Below are 17,846 nucleotides of genomic sequence, written 5' to 3'. Positions count from 1 at the left end.
GATATGAGGACGATCACCATGCGTTCGATGCTTTCCGTGTCTCTTCTCGCTTTGATGGCGGCGCCGGCCTTCGCCCAACAGCACGATCATGGCGCCCATCCTTCCGCGCCCCAACCGTCCGCTCCGGCGCCGGCCCCGCCGCCCGCCGGACAGGACGATCATGCCGGACATACCCCTCCGCAAACACAGGAGGCAGGGCCGCATCGCCATCATGACATGGCCGAGGACATGAAATCCGAAGGTCATGACGGCCATGCCGCCGCCGCCCATGCCATGCGCGGCGCGCTCGGCCCCTACCCTTCATCCCGCGAGGCCTCCGGTACGGCCTGGCAGCCCGATGCTTCCCGTCATGGCGGCGTCCATCTGCGGGCCGGGGAGTGGACCCTGATGGGCCATGCCCTCCTGAACGGCGTCTATAGCAGCCAGGACGGTCCTCGCGGAGACGACAAGGCGTTCCTGTCCGGCATGGTGATGGGCATGGCGCAGCGGCCGCTCGGCGCCGGCACGCTTCAGTTGCGCACGATGCTGAGCCCCGATCCCTTCATGGGCAAGGCGGGCTACCCCCTCCTTCTCGCCTCGGGCGAGACTGCGGACGGCGTCACGCCGCTCGTCGACCGCCAGCATCCGCACGATTTCTTCATGGAATTGTCGGCGAGCTACAGCGTGCCCCTCGCGCCGGACACCAGCCTCTATCTCTATGGCGGCCTTCCCGGCGAGCCCGCCTTTGGCCCGCCCGCCTTCATGCACCGCATGTCGATCATGGACAGCCCGGAGGCGCCGATCACCCATCATTGGCTCGATTCCACCCATATCACGTTCGGCGTGGTCACGGCGGGGATCACGCATCGGAACGTGAAGATCGAAGCCTCCCGCTTCAACGGCCGGGAGCCGGATGAGAAGCGCTACGACATCGAAACGGCGCCGCTCGATTCCACCGCAGTGCGGTTGAGCTGGAACCCCAATGCCAACCTCTCCCTTCAGGCGAGCTGGGCGGATCTCAAGAGCCCGGAACAACTGGAGCCCGGCGAGGATGAAACCCGCTGGTCGGCGAGCGGGATCTACACGCGCGACCTCGGCGATGGGAAATGGTGGTCGGCGACCGCCGCCTGGGGCCGCCGCGACAAGGATCATGGCAGCCTCGACGCGCTCGTCCTCGAAACCGCCGTCGGCCTCAATGCCTGGACCCTGTTCGGCCGTGCCGAATATACCGAGAATGATGAATTGCTGTCGGAAGATGGCCATCATGGCGACACCTACCGGGTCGGAAAGGCGTCGATCGGCGTGATCCGGGATTTCGAGGTGGCACCCAGCGTGAAGTTCGGCATCGGCGGCCTTTACGCCCGCAATTTCGTGCCCGCGGCGCTGGAGCCGCTCTACGACGGCGACCCGGCGGGCGCGATGGCGTTCGTGCGCTTGAAAGTGGATTGATCGGATAAGATTTAGGTAAGTGAGATTCCAGCTTTCGCTGGAATGACATTCCAATTTTAGATCTCACGTCATTCCAGCGAAAGCTGGAATCTCACTTACCTCACTTCTCTTCTTACCGATTGATCCTGAATAAACCTCTCCAGGATCACACCTGACTAGACTCAGATGACCGGAGAAGGACTGGTGCGGCTGCAAGAGACGACGCGCGGACAACAACAGCCGAAAAGTTGACTTTCCAACAGCCTTTCCCTACATGCCTGCCATCACCACAGCCTTTCGGAACAGGACATGCCGTCGCGCAGCATGTTCAAAGCATTGATCGGCCTTGTGGTTCCTTAGACGCTTGAAGCTGCCTTTTCGTTGGAAAAGCGCGGCTTTTTGCGTTTTCAGCGCACCTGTTTCGACGGAACGAGGCGAAATTTTTCATGGCGACCAAGGCAGCACCGGCGGCGGAGACTCGGGTTTCCGCGTCCAAGCGGATCCGCAAGATCTTCGGCAATATCCACGAAGTCAGCGAAATGCCGAACCTCATCGAGGTTCAGCGCGACAGCTACGAACAATTCCTCCGCTCGCGGCCGCAGGACGGCTATGTGTCGGGCCTGGAAAAGACGCTGCGCTCGGTCTTCCCGATCCGCGACTTCGCCGGCACCGCCGAGCTGGATTTCGTTCATTACGAGCTTGAAGAGCCGAAATACGACACTGACGAGTGCCGCCAGCGCGGCATGACCTATGCCGCCCCGATGCGCGTCACCCTGCGCCTCATCGTGTTCGAGGTGGATCCGGATACGGAAACCCGCTCCGTCCTCGATATCAAGGAGCAGGACGTCTATATGGGCGACATGCCGCTGATGACGAAGAACGGCACGTTCATCGTCAACGGCACGGAGCGCGTCATCGTCAGCCAGATGCACCGTTCGCCGGGTGTCCTGTTCGATCATGACCGCGGCAAGACCCACGCTTCGGGCAAATATCTCTTTGCCGCGCGCGTCATCCCCTATCGCGGCTCCTGGCTCGATTTCGAATTCGACGCCAAGGACATCGTCAACGTCCGCATCGACCGCAAGCGCAAGCTGCCGGTAACGGCGCTGCTGCACGCCCTTGGCCTCACCAGCGAGGAAATCCTCAACACATTCTACAACCGCGTCACGTTCGTGCGCGGCAAGGACGGCTGGCAGATTCCGTTCGTGGCCGAGCAATGGCGCGGCCAGAAGCCCGCTTTCGACATCGTCAACGCCGAAACCGGCGAGGTGGTGTTCCCGGCGGGCCAGAAAATCACGCCGCGCGCCGCCAACAAGGCCGGCAAGGACGGGCTCACCAGCCTCGTCATCCCGACCGAAGAGATTTTCGGTCGCTATTCGGCCTATGACCTCATCAACGAGAAGACCGGCGAGATCTATATCGAGGCCGGCGACGAGGTTTCTCCTGAGAACCTCGAGAAGCTCGACAAGGCGGGCATCGACCGTCTCGAGCTGCTCGACATCGATCATACCAATACCGGCGCTTGGATGCGCAACACGCTGAAGGCGGACAAGTCGGAAGACCGCGACAGCGCGCTGTCCGACATCTACCGCGTCATGCGCCCCGGCGAACCGCCGACGAAGGAAACCGCCGAAGCCCTGTTCGCCGGCCTGTTCTTCGATCCGGAGCGCTACGACCTGTCGGCCGTTGGCCGCGTCAAGCTTAACATGCGCCTCGGCCTCGATGCCGAGGACACGATCACCACGCTCCGCACCGAAGACATCGTCGCGGTCGTCAAGGAACTGGTGAACCTGAAGGACGGCAAGGGCGAGATCGACGACATCGACAATCTCGGCAACCGCCGCGTCCGTTCGGTGGGCGAATTGCTCGAGAACCAGTATCGCGTCGGCCTGCTCCGCATGGAGCGCGCGGTGAAGGAGCGCATGTCGTCCGTCGATGTGTCGACCGTCATGCCGAACGACCTCATCAATGCGAAGCCGGCCGTGGCCGCGGTCCGCGAATTCTTCGGCTCCTCGCAGCTGTCGCAGTTCATGGATCAGACCAACCCGCTGTCGGAAGTGACGCACAAGCGCCGCGTGTCGGCGCTCGGGCCGGGCGGCCTCACCCGCGAGCGCGCGGGCTTCGAGGTCCGCGACGTTCACGTCACCCATTATGGCCGTATCTGTCCGATCGAAACGCCGGAAGGCCCGAATATCGGCCTCATCAACTCGCTGGCGAGCTTCAGCCGGGTCAACAAATATGGCTTCATCGAGACGCCGTATCGCAAGGTCATCGACAATAAGGTGACGAACGAAGTCGTCTATCTGTCGGCGATGGAAGAGGCGAAGCACACGATCGCGCAGGCCAACGCCGATCTGGATGCCGAAGGCCGCTTTACTGAGGATCTCGTTTCCGCCCGTCAGGCCGGCGAATTCCTGATGGTCCCGCGCGACCACATCACGCTGATGGACGTCAGCCCCAAGCAGCTCGTCTCGGTCGCCGCGTCGCTCATCCCGTTCCTCGAGAATGACGACGCCAACCGCGCGCTCATGGGATCGAACATGCAGCGTCAGGCCGTGCCGCTCGTCCGCGCCGAGGCGCCGTTCGTCGGCACCGGCATGGAAGAGACGGTTGCGCGCGACTCGGGTGCCGCGATCGCCGCCAAGCGCGGCGGCATCGTCGACCAGGTCGACGCGTCGCGCATCGTGATCCGCGCCACGGGCGAAGTCGAAGCCGGCAAGTCGGGTGTCGACATCTACACGCTCATGAAGTTCCAGCGTTCGAACCAGTCGACCTGCATCAACCAGCGTCCGCTGGTGAAGGTGGGCGACGTGGTGAATGCGGGCGACGTCATTGCCGACGGCCCCTCGACGGAGCTTGGCGAGCTCGCCCTCGGCCGCAACGTGCTCGTCGCGTTCATGCCGTGGAACGGCTACAATTATGAGGACTCGATCCTCATTTCCGAACGCATCGTGAAGGACGACGTCTTCACCTCGATCCACATCGAGGAATTCGAAGTGATGGCGCGCGACACGAAGCTCGGGCCGGAAGACATCACCCGCGACATTCCGAACGTCGGCGAGGAAGCGCTCCGCAACCTCGACGAGGCGGGCATCGTCTATATCGGCGCCGAAGTGGAGCCAGGCGACATTCTGGTCGGCAAGATCACGCCGAAGGGCGAAAGCCCGATGACGCCGGAAGAAAAGCTCCTCCGCGCCATCTTCGGCGAAAAGGCCAGCGACGTGCGCGACACCTCGCTTCGCCTGCCGCCGGGCGTTGCCGGTACGATCGTCGACGTGCGCGTCTTCAACCGTCACGGCATCGACATCGACGACCGCACCCGCGCCATCCAGGCCGAGGAAAAGGATCGTCTGCGCAAGGATGCCGAGGACGAACGCTCGATCCTCCGCCGTGCCACTTATTCGCGCCTGAAGGACATGCTGCTCGGCCAGACGGCCGCCGCGGCGCCGAAGGGCATCAAGAAGGGCAGCGCGATCGACCAGGATCTGCTGGACAGCGTCGAGCGTCACGAATGGTGGAAGTTCGCCGTCGCCGACGACAAGGTTCAGGGCGATCTCGAAGCCGTTCGTACCCAGTTCGACGAAGCCGAAGGCGTCATCAAACGCCGCCTTGAGGACCGCATCGAGAAGCTGGAGCGCGGCGACGAGCTGCCGCCGGGCGTCTTGAAGATGGTCAAGGTCTTCGTTGCGGTGAAGCGCAAGCTGCAGCCGGGCGACAAAATGGCCGGCCGCCACGGCAACAAGGGCGTCATCTCGCGCATCCTGCCGATCGAGGACATGCCGTTCCTCGAAGACGGAACGCATGCCGACATCGTCCTCAATCCGCTCGGCGTGCCGTCGCGTATGAACGTCGGCCAGATCTTCGAAACGCACCTCGGCTGGGCCGCGCGCGGCCTTGGCCGCCAGATTGCGGGCATGCTCGAGGACATCCATCACAAGGGCAAGGACATTGCGTCCGGCGACGTGACGGCGGTTCGTGCCAAGCTGAAGGACATCTACGGCGATCATTATCACGCCGAGATCGACGCCCGCGACGAGGACGAGGTGATGGAACTCGCGTCGAACCTCGTGAACGGCGTTCCGATGGGCACGCCGGTGTTCGACGGCGCCAAGGAAGCGGACGTCTCGGCGATGCTCGCCAAGGCGGGCCTCGACGAAAGCGGCCAGGTGACGCTTTACGACGGCCGTACCGGCGAAGCGTTCGACCGCAAGGTGACCGTGGGCTATATCTACATGCTGAAGCTCCACCACCTTGTCGACGACAAGATCCACGCCCGTTCGATCGGCCCGTACAGCCTCGTCACCCAGCAGCCGCTGGGCGGCAAGGCGCAGTTCGGCGGACAGCGTTTCGGCGAAATGGAAGTGTGGGCGCTCCAGGCTTACGGCGCCGCCTATACGCTCCAGGAAATGCTGACCGTGAAGTCGGACGACGTGATCGGCCGTACCAAGGTCTACGAAGCAATCGTCAAGGGCGACGACACGTTCGAAGCCGGTATTCCGGAGAGCTTCAACGTGCTCGTCAAGGAAATGCGCTCGCTGGGCCTCAACGTGGAGCTCAACAGCCTCGCGGACGATGACGATCTGGCCGAGGCGGCGGAATAACTGAACTCTAGCCCCTCTCCCCTTGCGGGAGAGGGGTTGGGGAGAGGGGTTTCGGCCTCACTCCCCTCTCCCTCCCACCGCCACGGCGGTGGGGCCCTCCCTCTCCCGCAAAGGGGAGAGGGGCTAAAGGAAGAGAAACGACATGAATGAACTGACCAACTTCGCAAACCCGGTCGCCAAGCCGGAGACGTTCGACCAGATTAAGATCGGCATCGCCTCGCCGGAGCGCATCCGTTCATGGTCGTTCGGCGAGATCAAGAAGCCGGAAACGATCAACTACCGCACGTTCAAGCCGGAACGCGACGGCCTGTTCTGCGCGCGCATCTTCGGTCCGATCAAGGATTACGAATGCTTGTGCGGCAAGTACAAGCGCATGAAATATAAGGGCATCGTCTGCGAAAAGTGCGGCGTGGAAGTGACCGTGTCGAAGGTCCGCCGCGAACGCATGGGTCATATCGAACTCGCCGCGCCGGTTGCCCACATCTGGTTCCTGAAGTCGCTGCCGAGCCGCATCGGCCTGCTGCTCGACATGCAGCTGAAGCAGCTTGAGCGCGTCCTCTACTTCGAATCCTATGTCGTCATCGAACCGGGCCTCACCCCGCTCGAAAAGTATCAGCTCCTCACCGAGGACGAGCTGATCGAGGCGCAGGACGAATATGGCGAAGACGCCTTCTCCGCCGGCATCGGCGCCGAAGCCGTCAAGCAGATGCTGATGGACCTCGACCTCGAAGGCGAGCGCAAGGATCTGCTGGAAGAGCTCGCGACCACCAAGTCGGAGTTGAAGCCCAAGAAGATCATCAAGCGCCTGAAGGTCGTCGAAAGCTTCCTCGAATCCGGCAACCGTCCGGAATGGATGATCCTGGACGTCGTTCCGGTCATCCCCCCCGAACTGCGCCCGCTGGTGCCGCTCGACGGCGGCCGTTTCGCGACGTCGGATCTGAACGACCTCTACCGCCGCGTCATCAACCGCAACAACCGCCTGAAGCGGCTGATGGAGCTGCGCGCGCCGGACATCATCGTCCGCAACGAAAAGCGCATGTTGCAGGAGGCCGTGGACGCCCTGTTCGACAATGGCCGTCGCGGCCGCACCATCACGGGCGCCAACAAGCGTCCGCTGAAGTCGCTGTCCGACATGCTGAAGGGCAAGCAGGGCCGCTTCCGCCAGAACCTGCTCGGCAAGCGCGTCGACTATTCGGGCCGTTCGGTCATCGTGACCGGTCCGGAACTGAAGCTCCACCAGTGCGGCCTGCCGAAGAAGATGGCGCTCGAGCTGTTCAAGCCGTTCATCTACTCGCGCCTCGACGCCAAGGGTCTCTCGATGACCCTCAAGCAGGCGAAGAAGTGGGTGGAGAAGGAGCGCAAGGAAGTCTGGGACATCCTCGACGAAGTCATTCGCGAGCATCCGGTGCTCCTCAACCGCGCGCCGACGCTCCACCGCCTCGGCATCCAGGCGTTCGAGCCGGTGCTGATCGAGGGCAAGGCGATCCAGCTTCACCCGCTCGTCTGCGCCGCCTTCAACGCCGACTTCGACGGCGACCAGATGGCCGTGCACGTTCCGCTGAGCCTCGAGGCGCAGCTCGAAGCGCGCGTCCTGATGATGTCGACCAACAACATCCTGTCGCCCGCCAACGGCAAGCCGATCATCGTTCCCTCGCAGGACATGGTCCTCGGCCTCTATTATCTCAGCCTCGAGCGTGAGGGTGAGCCGGGCGAAGGGTCGCTGCTCAGCGACATGCAGGAGGTCCACCAGGCCCTGAACGCCGGTGCCGTCACCCTGCACTCGAAGATCGTCAGCCGCGTTCCGCAGACGGACGAAAACGGCAACACCTACATGAAGCGCTTCGAAACGACGCCAGGCCGCATGCTGCTCGGCGAGACGCTGCCGAAGAGCCACAAGGTGCCGTTTGAAACCGTCAACCGCCTTCTCACCAAGAAGGACATCGGCGACGTGATCGACGAGGTCTATCGCCACACGGGGCAGAAGGAGACCGTGCTGTTCGCCGACGCGATCATGCAGCTTGGCTTCCGTCACGCCTTCCGCGCCGGCATTTCGTTCGGCAAGGACGACATGATCATCCCGCACGAGAAGGAAGGGCTGGTCGACGAGACCCGCGCGCTCGTGAAGGATTATGAGCAGCAGTATCAGGACGGCCTGATCACCCAGCAGGAAAAGTATAACAAGGTGATCGACGCCTGGAGCCGGTGCGGCGACCAGGTCGCGAACGCCATGATGGACAAGATCAAGGCGCAGCCGAAGGACGAGAATGGCCGCATGGCCCCGATCAACTCCATCTACATGATGGCGCATTCGGGTGCCCGTGGTTCGCAGGCCCAGATGAAGCAGCTTGCCGGTATGCGCGGCCTCATGGCCAAGCCGTCGGGCGAGATCATCGAAACGCCGATCATCTCGAACTTCAAGGAAGGCCTCACCGTCCTCGAATATTTCAACTCGACCCACGGTGCCCGCAAGGGTCTGGCAGACACGGCGCTCAAGACGGCGAACTCGGGTTACCTGACCCGCCGTCTCGTCGACGTCAGCCAGGATTGCGTGATCGTCGAGGAGGATTGCAAGACCTCCAACGCACTCGAAATGCGGGCGATCGTTCAGGGCGGCGCGACCATCGCCTCCTTGGGCGAGCGTATCCTGGGCCGTACCCCGTCCGAGGATATCGTCGACAGCAAGACGGGCGACGTCATCGCCCGGGAAGGCACGCTGATCGACGAACCGGCGGCGCTCAAGATCGACGAACTGGGCATCCAGGCCGTGAAAATCCGTTCGCCGCTCATCTGCGAAAGCGTCCAGGGCGTCTGCGGCAAATGCTACGGCCGTGACCTTGCCCGCGGTACGCCGGTCAATATCGGCGAAGCGGTCGGCGTCATCGCGGCGCAGTCGATCGGCGAGCCGGGCACGCAGCTCACGATGCGGACCTTCCACATCGGCGGTGCGGCGCAGCTCAACGAAACCTCGAACCTCGAAGCGGCCGTCGACGGCACGATCGAGCTTCGCGACCTGCCGACGATCATGGACAGCCGCGGCCGCCGCATCGCGATGGCGCGCAACGGCGAGCTGGCGATCGTCGACATGGACGGCCGCGAGCGGGCCTCGCACCGTATCCCGTACGGCGCGCACCTCCTCGTCGATCACGGCCATATCGTGTCGAAGGGCGATCGGATCGCCGAATGGGATCCGTTCATGATGCCGGTGATCACCGAAAAGGGCGGCACCGTGAAGTTCCAGGATCTGATCGAGGGCAAGACGCTCACCGAACAGACCGACGAAGCGACGGGCATCGCCCAGCGCGTCGTCACGGAATTCCGCGGCACGTCGCGCTCGAAGGAAGATCTGCGTCCGCGCATCACCCTGCTCGACGACAATTCGGGCGAGGCGGCGCGCTACATGCTCTCGCCGGGCGCGATGCTCTCGGTCGAGGACGGCCAGGTGGTTCAGGCGGGTGAAGTGCTCGCCCGTGTGTCCCGCGAAGCCGCCAAGACCCGTGACATCACCGGCGGTCTGCCGCGCGTCGCGGAGCTTTTCGAAGCGCGCAAGCCGAAGGAGAACGCGATCATCGCGAAGGTCTCCGGCCGCGTGTCGTTCGGCAAGGACTATAAGGCCAAGCGCAAGATCGCGATCATTCCCGAGGATGGGGGCGATCCCGTCGAGTATCTGGTGCCCAAGTCGAAGGTTATCGACGTGCAGGAAGGCGACTTCATCAAGCGCGGCGACAACCTGATCGGCGGCTCACCCGATCCGCACGACATCCTTGAAGTGCTCGGCGTCGTGGCTCTGGCCGAATATCTCGTGTCGGAAATCCAGGAAGTCTATCGCTTGCAAGGCGTGAAGATCAACGACAAGCACATCGAGGTGATCGTTCGCCAGATGCTGCAGAAGGTCGAGATCATCGAAAGCGGCGACACCACCCTCCTCGTCGGAGAGCAGGTCGACCTTGCCGAGATGAACGAGATCAACGCCAAGCTCGGCAAGAACCAGGCCCGCGCCGTCGGCAAGCCGGTTCTCCTGGGCATCACCAAGGCGTCGCTGCAGACCCGCAGCTTCATCTCGGCGGCGTCCTTCCAGGAAACGACCCGCGTCCTCACCGAAGCCTCGGTGCAGGGCAAGGTCGATACGCTGGATGGCCTCAAGGAAAACGTCATCGTCGGCCGCCTCATTCCGGCGGGCACGGGCGCGGGGATGCAGCGCATGCGCATCGCCGCCTCCAGCCGCGATGCCGCGCTCCGCGCCGCGCATCGCAAGCTGCAGGAATCCTTGATCGCCGCCAACACGGCCGAGGAAGAGCATGCAGCCGAGCTGGCCCAGGGCCCGGAAGCCGCGATCGGCAACGATCCTCTGGGGGATGTCGCCCCGAGCGGCACCGGCACGGACGCCGATGCGGGCGAATATCTGAACGACTAAGGTTCGGACCGCCGACAAAAAGCCCCGCCGGAGCGATCCGGCGGGGCTTTTTTATGGTCGGCCGGCAACCCAGTCTTCCTCGTCATTCCAGCGAAAGCTGGAATCTCCCTCCTTCTTTGCCTACACAAGGGCAGTGAGACTCCAGCTTGCGCTGGAATGACGGCGGCAAGGGAAAGCATTTTCCTACAGGACAGGCTCCATGCTAATGCGCCTCTCTTGCTCTTTCTCCCCGTGAGCCTCCTCCGCAATCCACTTCCGCTACCCGAGCCTGGAAACTGACAAAACTGACGGTTTCGCCGTGCCAACGCATCCAGATTGTCAGCTTTCAACACTGTCCCGATCACCCGCCTTGCTGTGGCGAGCCTGCAATAGCGCTCTGCAAGGAAAGTCCACCGCGCCCGCGCGGCTTTGCCTTTCCTCCCCAACCCGCTATCGAACGTCGCAATGGACGTGACCGAGCTTCGCATCGCCCTGTTCAGCGGCAATTACAATTATGTTCGGGACGGCGCGAACCAGGCGCTGAACCGGCTGGTCGATTATCTGCTCCGCCAGGGCGCGGCGGTGCGGATCTATTCCCCGACTGTGGACAATCCGGCGTTCGAGCCCAAGGGCGACCTGATCAGCGTCCCTTCCCTCGCCATCCCGGGCCGCGCCGAATATCGCGCGCCGCTGATGATCCCGCCCTCCGTCAAGCGGGACATCAAGGCGTTCCAGCCCAACATCTTCCACATCGCGAGCCCGGAAATCCTCGGTCACCGCGCGGTGACGCTGGCGCACAGGCTGGACTTGCCCGTGGTAGCTTCGGTCCATACTCGGTTCGAAACCTATCTGCGTTATTACGGCGCGGCATTTCTGGAGCCGTTGGTCGAAGCGGGCCTGCGCCGCCTCTATCGCCGCTGCGACGCCATCTTCGCGCCGTCGGAAAGCATGGCTCAATGCCTGCGCGATCAGCGGATGAACTATAATGTCGGCATCTGGACGCGCGGCATCGACACCGGCATCTTCGATCCCGCGCGCCGCAGCCTCGAATGGCGCCGCTCGCTCGGCATCGAGGATGATATGCCGGTCGTCGGCTTCGTCGGCCGCCTCGTCATGGAAAAGGGTCTCGACGTTTTTTCCGACGCGATCGACCGGCTGGAAAAGCGGCAGGTCCGGCACAAGGTATTGATCGTCGGGGAAGGCCCGGCGCGGGACTGGTTCGAAAAGCGCCTGCCCAACGCGATCTTCGCAGGCTTCCAGGGCGGAAACGATCTCGGCCGCGCCGTCGCCTCGATGGACATGCTGTTCAACCCGTCGGTCACGGAAACGTTCGGCAATGTGACGCTGGAGGCGATGGCGGTCGGCCTGCCGGTCGTCGCCGCGATCGCGACGGGCAGCGAGAGCCTCGTCACCGACAACGTCACCGGCCGCCTGATCCGTCCGGGCGCCATCGACGCTTTCGCCGACGCGCTCGCGCATTATTGCCGCGACGAAGCCGCCCGCAAGGCCGCGGGCGAAGCCGGACGCGCCGTGACCCTTCATTATGGCTGGGACGAGGTCAATCAGGCTCTCGTCGACGCCTATCTGCGGGTGATCCGCGAACATGCGGGCGCTGGACGGCCGAAGGACAGCCCCGTTCCCTGATCAGCAAAGGATAGCCGGATGAAGCAGGAAGGCGCGCTTTTCGTCGGATCGGGACCGGGCGGTCCGCAATGGCTACGCCTCGACCGCGCCAACCGCCACGGCCTCATCGCTGGCGCCACCGGCACCGGCAAGACGGTGACCTTGCAGGGCCTTGCCGAGGGATTTTCCGCCGCGGGCGTGCCGGTCTTTCTCGCCGACGTGAAGGGCGACCTCGCGGGCCTTGCCATGCCCGCGACGCCCAACGCGCCTTATTATGAGAAGCTCACCGCGCGGGCGGCGGAGATCGGGATGGCGGATTATGCGCCCGCCGAGGCCCCGGCCATCTTCTGGGACTTGTTTGGGGAGCAAGGCCATCCCATCCGCACCACCGTCACCGAAATGGGGCCGCTGCTGCTCGCCCGCCTGATGGGCCTTAACGAGACGCAGGAAGGCGTTCTCAACATCGCCTTCCGCGCGGCAGACGATGAAGGGATGCTGCTCCTCAACCTCGACGACCTCCAGGCGATGCTGACCTTCTGCGCGGACCATGCCGATGCCTTGTCCGCCACCTACGGCAACGTGGCCCGCGCGACCGTGGGCGCGATCCAGCGTCAGCTTCTCGCCTTGGACGCGCAGGGCGGCGGAAGCTTCTTCGGCGAGCCCGCGCTTCAGATCGCCGATTTCATGCGCGTGGATGAGCAGGGGCGCGGCCAGGTCAGCATCCTCGCTGCCGACAAGCTGATGGCGAGCCCGCGCCTCTACGCGACCTTCCTCCTCTGGCTGCTGTCCGAATTGTTCGAGGATCTGCCCGAGGTCGGCGATTCCGACAAGCCGAAGCTCGTCTTCTTCTTCGACGAAGCGCACCTGCTGTTCGACGACGCGCCCAAGGCTTTGCTGGAGAAGATCGAGCAAGTCGTGCGCCTCATCCGCTCGAAAGGCGTCGGCGTCTATTTCGTGACGCAGAACCCGATCGACATTCCCGACGATGTCGCCGCCCAGCTCGGCAACCGCATCCAGCACGCCTTGCGCGCCTTCACACCGCGCGACCAGAAGGCTGTCGCGGCGGCGGCCGAGACGTTCCGCCCCAATCCGTCCGTCGACGTCGCTTCGGCGATCACCGAGCTTCGGACCGGCGAGGCCTTGGTGTCGCTGCTGCAGGAGGACGGCTCCCCTTCCCCCGTCGAGCGCACCCTGATCCGGCCACCCGCCTCGCGCCTCGGCCCGCTGGAGCCCAAGGAACGGGCGATCATCCGCTCCCTCTCGCCCGTTGGCACCCTGTATGACGAAGCCGTCGACCGGGAAAGCGCCTACGAAATGCTGAAGACACGCGGCGAGCAGGCGGTGGCCGAAGCCGCGCGGATCAAGGCCGAGAAGAACGCCGAAAAGGCCCGCATCGCGCAGGAAAAAGCGGAAGCTGCCGCCGAGCGCGAGCGCCGCAGAAACCCCTCGCTGCAGGATCAGATGCTGAACCAGGTCGGCCGCGCCGTGCAGCGGCAGGTCGCGAACAAGGTGGCGGGCCAGATCGTGCGCGGCATCCTCGGCAGCCTGTTCGGTAGGCGGTGACGCCTTAGGATTGATCCTTCACCCGCTGGAAAGTGATCGTTTCAGTCTCCGCTTTCCCATTTGTCACGTAGGTCTCGGTCTTCCGCAGGGCGTCCCGACCCATGATTTCCATGGTGAAACCATGCTGGTGCGATTCCTCCGCGTCCAGATCGGTGGCATCGACGAATTCGAAGGCCATCACATCTTGGGAGGGCGGAGAAGCCAATCGCAGCCGCGGCTGATTACCCTGCCCGCAATAATGGGTGGCGAGAAGGCGGCCGCCGTCCATGTGATAAATGGTCATCGTTTGCCGGCCTTTCGCGCTTCCCCAGGTTTCGACCAGCGCCGATCCGTTGGCGATCGTCTTGAAGCTGATGGTCAACCCCTTGCCGTCAATATTGCTCCATGTCCCTTCGAGCTGCTTGAGCTGATCGAAGCGGGTTGAAGGCGAACTTTCCTCCGCGCACAGCGGCGCGGTTGCAAACAAGCCGGTTAGAAAAATAGCGAACGCGATCTTCTTCATATTTCCCCTTTCGTCGACCTAGAAGGCGCCATTCATCGATTTCTCTACCGTAACGATTGACTTCCAAATCGCGCGTTCACTAGGTTTCCCCTCCACCATCTTACCGGGGGTATTATGCTTATCAAGAAACTTGCGGTCGCGGCCGTTGCCACGTCACTGCTCGCGGCGCCGGTCGCCGCCAATCCGGCTTCGGCCCTGTCTCTCGCCCCCAGCGTTCGCGCCGGCGCGCAGGCGGAAGGCGAGAACGAGCTGTTCGGCACCCTGTTCGGCACGCTCATCAGCCTCGCGGGCACCGCATTGTCGCTCTATCTGGCTTACGAGCTGATCGACGACGAAGACTCGGTCAGCGCCTAAGCTTCCAGCACTGATTTCGGGCGCCGTTTCCCCTTGGAGCGGCGCCCGTTGCATATTTGGAGCATCGTCATGCGTTTCAGCATCGTTCCTGCCATCCTTGCACTGTCCCTTGCGGCACCCGCACAAGCCGCGAACGGCGCGTCCGCCCTTTCCCTGTCGCCGTCCATTCGGGCCGGTGAACCGATGATCGAAGACGCCACGCTGGCAAGCAGCCTTCCCATCGGCACATGGATCAGCATCGGCCTCGCGCTGGTCGGCGCCTATCTCTCCATCGACGCGCTGTCGGACGACGAGCCGGTCAGCGCCTGATCGTCACGATTGAGGCGTGAGCGCGGCATCGCGGAGGCCGCGCCACACCTTCAAGGCCTGAACCGTTTCGGGCACGTCGTGCACACGCACGATCTGGGCGCCCTGCTCCATCGCCTTCAGCGCCAGGGCGATGGAGCCGCCCAGCCGCTGATCCGCTGGCGCTTCGTTCGACAGCGCCCCGATCATCCGCTTCCGGCTCGCCCCCAGCACGATCGGGCAGCCGAGGCCATGGAACAGCGCGAGGCCGTTCATCAGGTCGAGATTATGCTGCACGGTCTTGCCGAAACCGATGCCGGGATCGACCAAAATCCTGTCGCGCCGAATGCCCGCTTCCAGCGCCGCCGCGATCCGGGTTTCCAGCCAATCGTAGACCGCGAGCAGCACGGGACCGTCATAAACTGGGTTCTGCTGCATCGTCTCGGGTGTACCCTGATGATGCATGAGCACGACCGGCGCGCCCGATCGCGCCACGATTTCCGCCGCGCGCGGATCCCAGCTGAGCGCCGACACATCGTTCACCATCACCGGAGCCTCGGCCAACGCCGCCTCCATCACCGCCGCCTTGCGCGTATCGATCGAAATGGCCGTCCCCGCCCCTGCCAGCATCCGGAGCGGCGGTATGACGCGCGAGATTTCATCCTGCTCCCATACCGCCTGCGCGCCCGGCCGCATGGATTCCCCGCCAATGTCGATGAGCGCGGCCCCGGCTTCCGCCATGGCGAAGCCCGCCGCGGTGGCGCGCGCCAAATCGTCGTGCGCGCCGCCGTCCGAAAAACTGTCCGGCGTGACGTTCAATATGCCCATCACCTGCGGCTGATCGAGACGGATCGTCCGCCCGCCTAAGGTCAGAGGCATGCGCGGAGATGTGAGATTGGCCCAAGCCTGAGCGGTATCCGCGCCAAGCGTGGGGAGCAATCCTTCCATATCGGCAACCGGCACCAATTCCAGCGACCGCCGCCCGCTTTCCACCCGGATCAATTCCACAGCCGAAAACCAGACCAGCCCCCCGGCGAGCCGCGCCACCTGTCCATCCAGCCCGAACGGCGCGTCGACGAAGGCGGTGGGACGGAGATAGATTCGGGTCATGCGGGGCGTCCCTGCGCCTGAAAACCGGCGCGGAAATTGATGAAAGTCAGACTACGTCGAACAAAAAAACGCTCTCCAAGCGTCTCCACGCGTGCAGAGCGGGGAGCAACGGCAAACGAGGCGGCAACGGCGTTCACAGTGGCGCGATAGCGCGTTTCCTGGCCTGTAGGAAAGCCCGTTGGCCGGGGCGACAACAACGACCCTCACGGCAGCGCAACGGAACCTCTGGTCGTCGTCCGCATTTTCCTCCGTGAACAACGGAGGAGGACAGCCGTGGCGACCACCACCGAGCGATCTTATGTCCGAACCGCGTTGCATCCCGTCCATGCAGTCCTGCTCGCCGCCATCCTGCCGTGCTTCCTCGGCGCGCTGCTGAGCGACCTGGCTTATGGGTCGAGTTATGAGCTGCAATGGGCGAATTTCGCGTCGTGGCTGATTGTCGGCGGGCTGGTGTTCGGCGGGCTTGCGTTACTGTGGGCGATCGTCGGCTTGCTCCGCGCCGATGTTCGGCGCGACCGGCGGCGGGGGCTGTACGTGCTGGCGCTGCTGGGCGCCTGGATCGTCGGTTTCGTCAATGCCCTGGTCCATGCCAAGGACGGCTGGGCGCGGATGCCGGATGCGACGATCCTGTCGCTCATTGCCTTGCTGCTCGCGCTCCTGGCGATCTGGCTCGGTTTTCCCAGCCTTCGTGCGGGAGACATGAAATGATCCATGCCCGCTTTTTCCTGCCTGCCCTTTCCGCCTTGGCGCTTGCCGCCTGCGGAGGCCAGCCCGCGGCCGAGCAATATGGCGCCAATCCCGATCTTCCCCAGCCTCAGCGCGGTCTGTTGCCGAGCATGGAAATCGCCAAGCCGACGGGCTGGGACGGGCAAATGCCGACGGTGCCGCAAGGCTACACGATCCGCGCGATCGCGACAGACCTCAAAATCCCGCGCCAGACGCTGGTGCTGCCCAATGGCGATATCCTCGTCGCGGAAGGCAAAGGCGGCGGCGCGCCGAAGCTGACGCCCAAAGACGTAATCGCGGGCTATATCAAGGCCAAGGGCACGAGCCCGGTCAAGGGCGGCAACCGCCTGACCCTGCTCCGCGACGCGGACGGCGACGGTACTTATGAAGGCCGTACCGTTTTCGCCAAGAATTTGAACGCGCCCTATGGCCTCGCTTTTTCTAACGGGCGGATTTACGTCGCCAATCAGGATGCGCTGGTGCGGTTCGACTATCGCGACGGCCAGACCAAGGCCAGCGGGCCGCCGATCAAGATCACTGAGCTCCCATCGCAGATCAACCATCACTGGACGAAAGCGCTGGCGGTTAGCCCGGACGGCCGTTTCCTCTATGCTGGCATCGGATCCAATTCCAACATCGGCGAGCGCGGTATGACGGCCGAGCAGGACCGCGCGGTGATCTGGCAGATCGACGCGCAAACCGGCGCCCACAAAATCTTCGCGTCCGGCATCCGCAACCCGACCGCGCTCGCCATCCAGCGGAGCACGGGGACGTTGTGGTCGGTAGCGAACGAACGGGACGAGATCGGCCCCAATCTGGTGCCCGATTATCTGACGTCCGTGCGGGAGGGCGGCTTTTACGGTTGGCCCTATTCCTATTGGGGCAATAATGTCGACGATCGCGTCCGGCCGCAAAATCCGCAGAAGGTCGCGTCCGCGATCCGCCCGGATTATGCGCTCGGCTCCCACGTCGCGGCCTTGGGCGTCGCTTTCTCCAATCCCCTGATGGGCGCGCGTTTCGCCGACGGCGTGTTCGTCGGCGAACATGGCAGCTGGAACCGCAATCCGCCGGTCGGCTACAAGGTCGTCTTCGTGCCCTTCCGCGGCGGTCGCCCGGCGGGGCCGCCGATCGATGTCGTCACCGGCTTTCGCGGCGCCGACGGCAAGACGCGTGGACGTCCCGTGGGCGTTACTGTCGACCCGCGCGGCGCGTTGGTCGTCGCGGACGATTTGTCGAACACGATCTGGCGGGTGACGGCGGCGGCAGGGCAGCCCCGCTAGCGGGC

Annotated in this window: 11 protein-coding genes; 9 read left to right on the top strand and 2 right to left on the bottom strand. The window is 63.8% G+C overall.

The genetic code is table 11. The features are described 5' to 3' along the window. Nucleotides 1-18 precede the first annotated feature (18 nt). From IC614_RS00550 to IC614_RS00530, 5 genes are all read left to right on the top strand, one after another. Nucleotides 19-1,428, top strand: a complete 1,410-nt coding sequence (locus IC614_RS00550) for a hypothetical protein (protein ID WP_207791129.1) — start codon at nt 19-21, stop codon at nt 1,426-1,428. A gap of 425 nt (nt 1,429-1,853) precedes the next feature. After that, nucleotides 1,854-6,008 (top strand): DNA-directed RNA polymerase subunit beta, encoded by a 4,155-nt coding sequence (rpoB, locus tag IC614_RS00545; protein ID WP_200971824.1) that lies wholly within the window; start codon nt 1,854-1,856, stop codon nt 6,006-6,008. Between the two features lie 142 nt (nt 6,009-6,150). Then, entirely contained in the window at nt 6,151-10,419 is a 4,269-nt protein-coding gene (gene rpoC / locus IC614_RS00540) for a DNA-directed RNA polymerase subunit beta' (protein ID WP_200971823.1), read from the top strand. A 444-nt stretch (nt 10,420-10,863) separates the two neighbouring features. Beyond that, entirely contained in the window at nt 10,864-12,042 is a 1,179-nt protein-coding gene (locus tag IC614_RS00535; RefSeq protein ID WP_200971822.1) for a glycosyltransferase family 4 protein, read from the top strand. 18 nt (nt 12,043-12,060) lie between these two features. After that, nucleotides 12,061-13,584, top strand: a complete 1,524-nt coding sequence (locus IC614_RS00530) for a helicase HerA-like domain-containing protein (protein WP_200971821.1) — start codon at nt 12,061-12,063, stop codon at nt 13,582-13,584. Between the two features lie 4 nt (nt 13,585-13,588). On the opposite strand, the gene IC614_RS00525 is transcribed toward IC614_RS00530, so the two are convergent. Next, entirely contained in the window at nt 13,589-14,086 is a 498-nt protein-coding gene (locus IC614_RS00525) for a hypothetical protein (RefSeq protein WP_200971820.1), read from the bottom strand. A 114-nt stretch (nt 14,087-14,200) separates the two neighbouring features. On the opposite strand from IC614_RS00525, the gene IC614_RS00520 reads away from it, so the two are divergent. Both IC614_RS00520 and IC614_RS00515 read left to right on the top strand, forming a co-directional pair. Beyond that, on the top strand, nt 14,201-14,440 hold the full coding sequence (locus IC614_RS00520) for a hypothetical protein (protein WP_200971819.1): 240 nt from the start codon (nt 14,201-14,203) through the stop codon (nt 14,438-14,440). A gap of 69 nt (nt 14,441-14,509) precedes the next feature. Then, the gene (locus IC614_RS00515; RefSeq protein WP_200971818.1) at nt 14,510-14,749 is read left to right on the top strand and encodes a hypothetical protein; all 240 of its coding nucleotides are present in this window, start codon (nt 14,510-14,512) and stop codon (nt 14,747-14,749) included. A 3-nt stretch (nt 14,750-14,752) separates the two neighbouring features. On the opposite strand, the gene folP is transcribed toward IC614_RS00515, so the two are convergent. After that, a complete protein-coding gene (gene folP / locus IC614_RS00510) occupies nt 14,753-15,835 on the bottom strand; it encodes a dihydropteroate synthase (protein ID WP_200971817.1) in 1,083 nt (360 codons plus the stop codon). Nucleotides 15,836-16,108: 273 nt separating this feature from the next. Here folP and IC614_RS00505 point away from each other — a divergent pair, with 273 nt between their 5' ends. Together IC614_RS00505 and IC614_RS00500 are read left to right on the top strand one after the other, a co-directional pair. Further along, nucleotides 16,109-16,543 (top strand): DUF2231 domain-containing protein, encoded by a 435-nt coding sequence (locus tag IC614_RS00505; RefSeq protein ID WP_207791128.1) that lies wholly within the window; start codon nt 16,109-16,111, stop codon nt 16,541-16,543. Then, nucleotides 16,540-17,841, top strand: a complete 1,302-nt coding sequence (locus tag IC614_RS00500; RefSeq protein WP_200971816.1) for a PQQ-dependent sugar dehydrogenase — start codon at nt 16,540-16,542, stop codon at nt 17,839-17,841. Before IC614_RS00505 ends, IC614_RS00500 begins: the two co-directional genes overlap by 4 nt. The last annotated feature ends 5 nt before the right edge of the window (nt 17,842-17,846 follow it).

The organism is Sphingosinicella flava (genome assembly GCF_016025255.1).
Taxonomy (GTDB): domain Bacteria; phylum Pseudomonadota; class Alphaproteobacteria; order Sphingomonadales; family Sphingomonadaceae; genus Allosphingosinicella; species Allosphingosinicella flava.
Note: the sequence above shows the minus strand (reverse complement) of the source record. Positions and strands in the feature narration are given on the sequence as shown.

Excerpts from the sequence above, each read along its gene's own strand:
- IC614_RS00500 (WP_200971816.1), top strand. The coding sequence starts at position 16,540 with ATGATCCATGCCCGCTTTTTCCTGCCTGCCCTTTCCGCCTTGGCGCTT.
- folP (WP_200971817.1), bottom strand. The coding sequence starts at position 15,835 with ATGACCCGAATCTATCTCCGTCCCACCGCCTTCGTCGACGCGCCGTTC.
- rpoC (WP_200971823.1), top strand. The coding sequence starts at position 6,151 with ATGAATGAACTGACCAACTTCGCAAACCCGGTCGCCAAGCCGGAGACG.
- IC614_RS00530 (WP_200971821.1), top strand. The coding sequence starts at position 12,061 with ATGAAGCAGGAAGGCGCGCTTTTCGTCGGATCGGGACCGGGCGGTCCG.
- IC614_RS00525 (WP_200971820.1), bottom strand. The coding sequence starts at position 14,086 with ATGAAGAAGATCGCGTTCGCTATTTTTCTAACCGGCTTGTTTGCAACC.
- IC614_RS00515 (WP_200971818.1), top strand. The coding sequence starts at position 14,510 with ATGCGTTTCAGCATCGTTCCTGCCATCCTTGCACTGTCCCTTGCGGCA.
- IC614_RS00535 (WP_200971822.1), top strand. The coding sequence starts at position 10,864 with ATGGACGTGACCGAGCTTCGCATCGCCCTGTTCAGCGGCAATTACAAT.
- rpoB (WP_200971824.1), top strand. The coding sequence starts at position 1,854 with ATGGCGACCAAGGCAGCACCGGCGGCGGAGACTCGGGTTTCCGCGTCC.
- IC614_RS00550 (WP_207791129.1), top strand. The coding sequence starts at position 19 with ATGCGTTCGATGCTTTCCGTGTCTCTTCTCGCTTTGATGGCGGCGCCG.
- IC614_RS00520 (WP_200971819.1), top strand. The coding sequence starts at position 14,201 with ATGCTTATCAAGAAACTTGCGGTCGCGGCCGTTGCCACGTCACTGCTC.